Origin of the sequence: Arthrobacter vasquezii (assembly GCF_029455255.1) — a bacterium.
GTDB lineage: Bacteria > Actinomycetota > Actinomycetes > Actinomycetales > Micrococcaceae > Arthrobacter_D > Arthrobacter_D parietis.
On sequence record NZ_JAROKN010000091.1, the window covers coordinates 1 to 7932 of the forward strand.

A 7932-nucleotide genomic window follows, 5' to 3' on the forward strand; every position below is an offset into this window, starting at 1 on the left:
CATGCGATCGGTGGGGCGGCGCGCGGATCACGGTCTGCGCGTTCGCCGTCATGGCCCTCACGGCGCTGGCCGTGGTGTGGACCCTACCGCTTGGGAACTTCTGGCTCTTCCTCGGCCTCTTCCTGGTGCTCTTCACCGCCGCCGGCGCCGGCAACGGCTCCACCTACCGCATGATCCCGGTAATCTTCGCGCTCCGCGGACGGTCGGACGCGGCCATGAGTACCGGGCGCAAAGCGGCAGCCGCGCTGGGCCTCATCTCCGCGATCGGCGCCTACGGCGGCTTCGTGATTCCGCAGGTCCTGAACGCTTCCAAGGGCGCAACCGGCACGTACGACGCCGCGTTCTACGGTTTCGTCTCCGCGTACTTGTTGATGCTCGCGGTGACGTGGTTCTTCTACCTGCGCCGCAGCACCTCGAGGGTGGGTCACGTCTAGCATGTGCAGTTCGCCAGGCGCCACCGCCACCCATTGCCCCTACTGCGCGCTGCAGTGCGCCATGACGCTGACTGTGTCCGGGCCGGGGGCCGCGTCTAGTTCGGCTTCGGCTTCGGTCGAAGTAAGCGGCCGGGACTTCCCCACCAACCAGAGCGGCCTGTGCCGGAAAGGCTGGAGCTCCGCCGAGCTGCTGAAGCACCCGGACCGCCTCCGCGAACCCCTGCTGAAGAACGACGACGGCGAGCACCACCCCATCTCCTGGGACCGTGCGCTGGGGCTCATCCGTGACCGTGTCCTTGCGACCCGCGCCCGGTACGGCGCCGATGCGGTGGGCGTCTTCGGCGGCGGTGGGCTCACCAACGAGAAGGCCTACCTGCTCGGGAAGTTTGCACGCCTGGCTCTGGGTACCTCGCGGATCGACTACAACGGACGGTTCTGCATGTCCTCGGCGGCTGCGGCCGGCAACCGGGCGTTCGGTCTGGACCGAGGCCTACCGTTCCCGCTGACGGATCTCGGGTCCGCGAGGACCATTTTGATGCTCGGCTCCAACACCGCAGACACGATGCCGCCGTTTGTGCAGCATCTGCAGGCCGCGCGGGATGCAGGCGGGCTGATCGTCGTTGACCCGCGCCGGTCCGCCACCGCCGAGCTCACCTCGGAAGGCCGCGGCCGGCACCTGCAGCCCGCACCGAAAACGGACCTCGCCCTGCTGCTCGGGATCACGCACGTGGTGATCATGGAGGGGCTGATCGATGAGCCGTATGTGCACCGTCGAACCAACGGGTACGACGACGTCGTGCGCAGCGTAGCCCCCTGGTGGCCCGAACGCGTTTCCTCGGTCACGGGCGTCCCGGCCCGGCTCATCCGCGAGACGGCACATCGGCTGGCGGAGCCCGGCGGCACGTACATCCTGACCGGACGCGGAGTCGAGCAGCATGCCAACGGCACCGACACCGCAACGGCCGCGATCAACCTCGCCCTACTGCTCGGCCTGCCGGGAACACCCGGAAACGGGTACGGCACCCTGACCGGGCAGGGCAACGGGCAGGGCGGACGCGAACACGGGCAGAAGGCGGATCAGCTTCCCGGGTACCGGAAGATCACCGACCCGGCAGCCCGGAAACACGTCGCCGGAGTCTGGGGAGTGCCGGAGTCTCTCATTCCGGGACCGGGACTTCCCGCCGTCGAACTCTTGGCGTCTCTTGGCCAGCCGGGCGGGGTGCGCTGCCTGTTTGTGCACGGCGCGAACGTGGCGGTATCGGCTCCGAACGCGTCGAGCGTGCTGATGGGCCTCCGCAGCCTCGACTTCCTGGTGGTGTGCGACTTCTTCCTTTCCGAAACCGCAGCGGAGGCGGACCTGGTGTTGCCGGTGCTGCAGTGGGCGGAGGAGGAAGGCACCATGACCAACCTCGAGGGACGCGTCCTGCGGCGCCGTGCAGCGGTGAGCCCTCCCCCGGGGGCACGCAGTGAGCTGTGGATTATGGCGCGGCTGGCGGAGTTGCTGGAGGCGCCGTCGTCGTTTCCTGATGACCCGGAAACGGTGTTCACCGAGCTGCGGGCCGCGAGCGCCGGGGGCCTCGCGGACTACTCCGGCGTGGACTACGCGATGCTCGATGCGGAACTGCACGATGCTGAACTGCACCGCGGGGAACTGCACGGCAGGGAACTGCACGACGGCGGCGCCGGCGCCTACTGGCCCTACCCGGCCGGTTCCAGCGGAACACCGCGACTCTTCCTCGACAGGTTCGCCCACGCGGACGGGAGGGCCGTGCTGCATCCGGTTGCGCCGTCGTCGTCTGCTCCTTTTGCCTCTGCTCCAGATGGCGTGCTCACGCTGATGACAGGGCGGTTGCTGGAGCATTATCAGTCCGGCGCGCAGACCCGGCGGGTGAGCGACCTCCACTCCACAAGCAGCGAGCAGGCGCTGCAGATCCACCCGGTAACGGCTGCGGGCCTCGGCATCCTGGACGGTGCGGAGGTTGAGGTCAGCAATGAGCGGGGAATCGTGCGTGCTGTCGCCCGGCTTTCCCCTGCCGTGCGGCCCGACTCCGTCTTCCTCTCCTTCCATTTCCCTGGGACGGGCAACGCGAATGTGCTGACGTCGTCGGAGACTGATCCGGTGTCCGGGATGCCCGAATTCAAGACCACGCAGGTATTGGTGCGGGTGCACCGGCCTGCGCAGAGTGAGGTGGTGGGGGTATGAGTTCCTCCGAGCGCGTTGTGGTGGTGGGATTCGGGCCCGTGGCGGCGCGTTTCATCGACGTCCTGGAGCCTTCCGTGGTTTCGGAAGCCGTGCAGTTGACCGTGATCGGATCCGAGGGTGACGCCGCGTATAACCGTGTGCTGGTCGCTGACGTCGGAGTGGGGCGGACTTCCCCTTCGGCGATCGGGCTGAGTGATGCTGACCGTCTCGCCTCGCTGGGGGCGGAGGTGCTGCTCGGAACCGGCGTACGGCGGATCGACCGGGCGCGGCGTCAGGTTCTGCTCGATGACGGCACCGTCCGTCCCTATGACCGCCTGGTCCTCGCAACCGGAGCACGCCCGGTCATTCCGTACCTGGCCGGCTTGAATCCGGATCCCCTGCACCCTGCGTTGCCTGACGGCGTCACGGCACTGCGGGACCTGGCTGACGCGCGTGTGCTCCGCGCCGTCATCGAGCGCCGGGGTGATGTGGCAATTCTGGGTGGCGGAATCCTCGGACTTGAGGCGGCGCTCGCCGCAGCTGAGGAGGGCGTGCGGGTGACCGTGGTGCACCACGGCGACTATCCGCTGGCGCGGAACATTGACGACGGCGGCGGGCTGGTTCTGGCGTCCGCGCTCCGTTCGCAGGGCGTGCGGCTGGTGTCCGGGGCGAAGGCCGTGGGTCTTGAGCAGTCGGGCGGTGGTGCCTTCACTGGCCTGCGGCTCGATGATGGCAGGTTGGTGTCCGGCGACCTGCTGGTGCTGTCCTGCGGAGTGCGGCCCCGGGTTGAGTTGGCCGAGGGCGCGGGGCTTCCGGTCTCGTCGGGCATCCTCGTGGACCACTCGCTGCGGGCGCATCATGACGAGCACGTTTATGCCATCGGAGATTGTGCCGAGGTCCGCTGTGCTTCTCCTTCCTGCGGGAACTGCTCGGGTAACACTGCGCCGTCCGGGCTGATTGGTCCGGGGTGGAAGCAGGCCGAGTGGTTGGCGGAGTCGTTCGCTGCGGATCTGGCTGGCAACGGGCACCTCGCGGCTGGCGGCAGGCTGCGCGCGGCTGGCGCTTCTTCAGGCTCCCGCCGCTATGTGGAGGCGGCTCTCCCACCGGTTTTGATGTTGAAGGCTCGTGGCCTGGATGCCGTGGTGGCGGGTGACGTTTCTGCCAACCCGTGGGCCGCGCGCGAGGACGGCACCGCCGTCGCGCTCTGGGCCGATCCGCAGCAGGGCAGTTACGCAAAAATGGTCACGCGAAACGGAGTGCTGCAGGGTCTGGTGTGTGTCGGAATGCCGCGTGCGGGGGCGGAGCTGGTGCTGCTGTTCGAGAGCGGTGCGGTGTTGCCGTCGGACCGGTCGAGCCTGCTGCGGCTGGATGGAGCGGAAGCGTCATCGTCGGCGTCGGCTTCGGTGACGGATCCCGCGTCCGTTGTCTGCCGGTGCGCGGGGGTGAGCCGGGGCAGCATCGAGCAGGCCGCCGTCGTCGGCTGTTCGAGTGTGGCGGAGGTGTCGGCGTCAACGCGGGCGGGCACGGGCTGCGGCGGCTGTCACGCGGACATCCGCACGATCATCGAGCAGCACTTCCAACAGCCCGCGTCCGTCTGACGCCCTGGCCCGGCCCACTTTCCCCGGGTACAAAGCCTCAAACCGGGTGTCCCGCCCTGACACGCCGCCAAAACAACGACGACGACGCCGGGACCTGGGGAATCCGGCCCGCCTTTCACCGGATTACCCGGCCGGAAAGCACAGCGCGTACCTGCTCGAGAACGGCTTCCTGGTTGAACATGATGTCCTCGTAGCTGTAGCGCAGTACGAGGTAGCCGCCGGCGATCGTAGTGTTGTTGCGATGCAGGTCGCGGCGCAGCGCCCTGCGGTCGGAATGGTAGGCAGCGCCGTCGACTTCCACCACCAGAAAACCCTCGAGCAGGAAGTCAACGCGGCCGACTCCGTTGATGGGCACCTGGGTTTCGACATGGAATCCGGCGTTGCGAAACAGGATTCTGGCAACGACCTCAAGCGCCGAGTCGGCGCAGCCTGTCACCAGCTCGAGTGCGGAACGAGCCTTTCCATTTCGGTCTCCCTGAAGTCGTTCAAGCAGGAAGGGCTTCACGGTGTCGCTCCGCCTGAGGGAAGACTCCACCATGACAGCAGCTTCCACCGGTGGAAGGCAATGCAGAGCATGAATCAGTACGTCGACCACTCCGACGAGCGGCAGGTACTCATGCGGGGGAACGGAGCGCTCACGATGGTTTGCGAAACCCCGTCCATGGCCATGCAGACAACTAAGGTGGAGGCGACTATGCGGGTTCAGTAGCCAGAGACCGTAGTGCCGCGAGGCCGATACGCAGGTCAGCAGCCCGTTGTTGATGAGCGCGGCCTTGAAATCGTCAGAGGCTCCGGGCAAAGCCAAGACCCCCTTCCGCAGCCGCATCATCTCACCGCGCGCCACGGCGTTTGCGATCTGCCGCTTACTCAACCCGCGGTCCCGAAGTGTCTGGGTTCGCGCTACCGACCCGACGCTCCGCAACACCTCAACTGCATCCACGATCCCATGGTCACCTGCGCCCTCGTCAGCGTGCGGAGGAACAACGACGATGTGAACAAAATGCCCGCATATCGCGGCTTGTGCAGGGACGGTCGACTCCCCGCAGGCGGGCCGGATCCCCCACCTACTGAGCCTTAACCCGCGTGTCGCACGACGACACGCCGCCAAAACAACGACGACGACGGGAGAACTTGGGGGATCCGGCCCGCGGGCGCGAATCAGACGGATCAGTGGACGTGCAGGCGGCGCGCGGCCTCCGAGATGGACCCGGTCAGCGACGGGTACACGGTGAACGTGTTGGCCACATCATCCACGTGCAGCTTCTTGGTGACGGCGAGCGCCAGCGGGAAGATCAACTCGGACGCACGCGGAGCAACCACAACGCCGCCGATCACCGTCCCCGAACCCTTCCGCGCAATGATCTTCACAAACCCGTCCTTGACGTTCAGCATCTTGGCGCGGGCGTTGGTGCTGAGTGAGAGCTTGAAGATGTCGCCCTGGTACTGGCCGGACTCGACGTCGGCTTCCGAAACACCCACGGAGGCGATTTCCGGCGCCGTGAAGATGTTGGAGGCGACGGTCTTGAGCTTGAGCGGCGACACCGCATCCCCCATCAGGTGCGCCATGGCGATCCGCCCCTGCATCGCCGCCACGGAGGCAAGCGCCAGCACGCCGGTGCAGTCACCCGATGCGTACACATTCGGCGCGGTGGTACGCGAGACGCCGTCCACCTTGATGTGCCCCGACTCGGTCAGGGCAACGCCCGCTTCCTCGAGCCCGATCCCTGCGGTATTGGGAATGGCACCGACGGCAACGAGGCAGTGGCTGCCGTCAACCGTTCGTCCGTCGGACAACGTGACCCGGACGCCGTCCCCTACCCGCTCCACGCCCTCGGCGCGGGACTTCGACAGCACGGTCATCCCGCTGGACCGGAAGACGCCCTCCAGCACCTCGGCGGCGTCGGCGTCCTCACCCGGAAGCACGCGGTCGCGGCTGGAAATCAGCGTCACTTCAGCGCCGAGCCCGTGATAGGCGGAAGCGAACTCCGCGCCGGTCACGCCTGAGCCGATCACGATCAGGTGTTCCGGGACCTCGGTGAGGTTATAGACCTGCTTCCAGTTGAAGATCCGCTCACCATCGGGAACAGCGGTGGGAAGCTCGCGCGGATGGGCGCCGAGGGCCAGGAGGATCGCGTCGGCCTCCACAATGCTGGTGCCGGCGTCCGTTTCAACTTCGAGCCGGTGGTTGTCCAGCAGCTTCCCGGTGCCGATGATGATGGTGACGCCGGCCCGCTCCAGCGCCGCCGAAATGTCCTTGGACTGGTCCACGGCCAGGTCAAGCAGCCGCTGGTTCACCTGGGTGAAGTCGGCGTACGCCGAGGAGGCATCAGCGAATTTCACGCCAAGGCTGTGGGCATTCGCCACGCGCGCCATGGTGTCCGCCGTGGCAATGAGTGTCTTGGAAGGAACGACGTCGGTGAGCACCGCTGAGCCGCCAAGCCCGTTCTGCTCAACGATGGTGACCTTCGCACCCAGCGAGGCAGCGACCATGGCCGCCTCATAGCCGCCCGGACCACCCCCGAGGATTGCGATACGGAGGGCGCTGAAATCCAGTTGACTCGTCACACCTGCCATTCTGTCCTATCAAGGACCAGCCCTCAAACAGCCCGACGGCGCCACGCACCCGCCCGAATCACCGCGCCGAAGCCCCGGACGGGTGGAACAACACGCGCTCGACCGGTAGGTTGGACCGGTGATTGACCAATCCTCGACGGACCCGTTTGCCCTTGCCCGCGATGCCGCGGACTACATTGCCCGCCAGACGTCGGTAGCGTCCCATGACATTGCCCTGGTGCTGGGCTCGGGCTGGGGTGAGGCCGCCGAGCTGATCGGCGAAACCACGCACACCCTGCAGGCGACGGACATTCCCGGCTTCGCCGCCCCCGCGGTCGAAGGCCACGTCGGCACCGTCCGCTCCATCCTCACGCCGGCCGGCAAGCGCGCGCTCGTACTCGGCGCCCGTACCCACTACTACGAGGGCCGCGGTGTCCGCGCAGTGGTCCACGGTGTCCGCACCGCCGCCGCCGCAGGCGCCAATACCGTCGTCCTCACCAACGGCTGCGGCGGCCTGCAGGAACAGTGGACCCCCGGCACACCGGTGCTCATCAGGGACCACCTCAACCTCACGGCCGCCTCCCCGCTCGAGGGCGCCACGTTCGTGGACCTCACCGACCTCTACTCCCCACGCCTGCGCAACCTGGCCCGGGAAGTTGACCCCACCCTGGACGAGGGCGTCTACGCACAGTTCACCGGCCCGCACTACGAGACCCCCGCCGAGGTCCAGTACGCCAAGCGGATCGGCGCGGACCTCGTCGGCATGTCCACGGCACTCGAGGCAATCGCCGCCCGCCACGCAGGCATGGAGGTCTTCGGCATGTCCCTGGTCACCAACCTGGCCGCCGGCATCAGCCCCATCCCGCTCAGCCACGCCGAGGTTCTCGAAGCCGGGCAGGCAGCAGGCCCGCGCATCTCCCGGCTTCTCGCCGACATCATCGGCAGGCTCTAGACATGCAGCCATCCTCCACCGACCTCTTCACCGTTGCCCGCGAATGGGCCGCCCAGGACCCGGATCCCGAGACCCGTTCCGAGCTGGAAGACCTCCTCGCCCGAGCCCGGAACGACGACGACGCCGGCCAGGCCGCTGCCCTGCAGCAGCTTGAGGACGCCTTTAGCGGACCGCTGCTCTTCGGCACGGCCGGCCTGCGTGCCGCGCTGGGCC

General features: G+C 67.4%; 5 protein-coding genes and 2 pseudogenes. 5 read left to right on the forward strand and 2 right to left on the reverse strand.

The features are described from left to right. From P4U43_RS17170 to P4U43_RS17180, 3 genes and pseudogenes are all read left to right on the forward strand, one after another. Positions 1-434, forward strand: a pseudogene (locus tag P4U43_RS17170) (MFS transporter); the annotation flags it as partial. Position 435: 1 nt separating this feature from the next. After that, positions 436-2637, forward strand: coding sequence for a molybdopterin oxidoreductase family protein (locus P4U43_RS17175; protein WP_277359824.1), 2202 nt, complete (start codon positions 436-438; stop codon positions 2635-2637). Continuing rightward, positions 2634-4214 (forward strand): FAD-dependent oxidoreductase, encoded by a 1581-nt coding sequence (locus tag P4U43_RS17180; RefSeq protein ID WP_277359825.1) that lies wholly within the window; start codon positions 2634-2636, stop codon positions 4212-4214. Before P4U43_RS17175 ends, P4U43_RS17180 begins: the two co-directional genes overlap by 4 nt. A 115-nt stretch (positions 4215-4329) precedes the next feature. On the opposite strand, the gene P4U43_RS17185 is transcribed toward P4U43_RS17180, so the two are convergent. Continuing rightward, positions 4330-5154, reverse strand: a complete 825-nt coding sequence (locus tag P4U43_RS17185) for a DUF559 domain-containing protein (RefSeq protein WP_277359826.1) — start codon at positions 5152-5154, stop codon at positions 4330-4332. 227 nt (positions 5155-5381) lie between these two features. Next, on the reverse strand, positions 5382-6779 hold the full coding sequence (locus tag P4U43_RS17190; RefSeq protein WP_277359827.1) for an NAD(P)H-quinone dehydrogenase: 1398 nt from the start codon (positions 6777-6779) through the stop codon (positions 5382-5384). A 127-nt stretch (positions 6780-6906) separates the two neighbouring features. Here P4U43_RS17190 and P4U43_RS17195 point away from each other — a divergent pair, with 127 nt between their 5' ends. Then, entirely contained in the window at positions 6907-7719 is an 813-nt protein-coding gene (locus P4U43_RS17195) for a purine-nucleoside phosphorylase (RefSeq protein ID WP_277359828.1), read from the forward strand. 2 nt (positions 7720-7721) lie between these two features. Next, positions 7722-7932 (forward strand): annotated as a pseudogene (locus tag P4U43_RS17200) (phospho-sugar mutase); the annotation flags it as partial.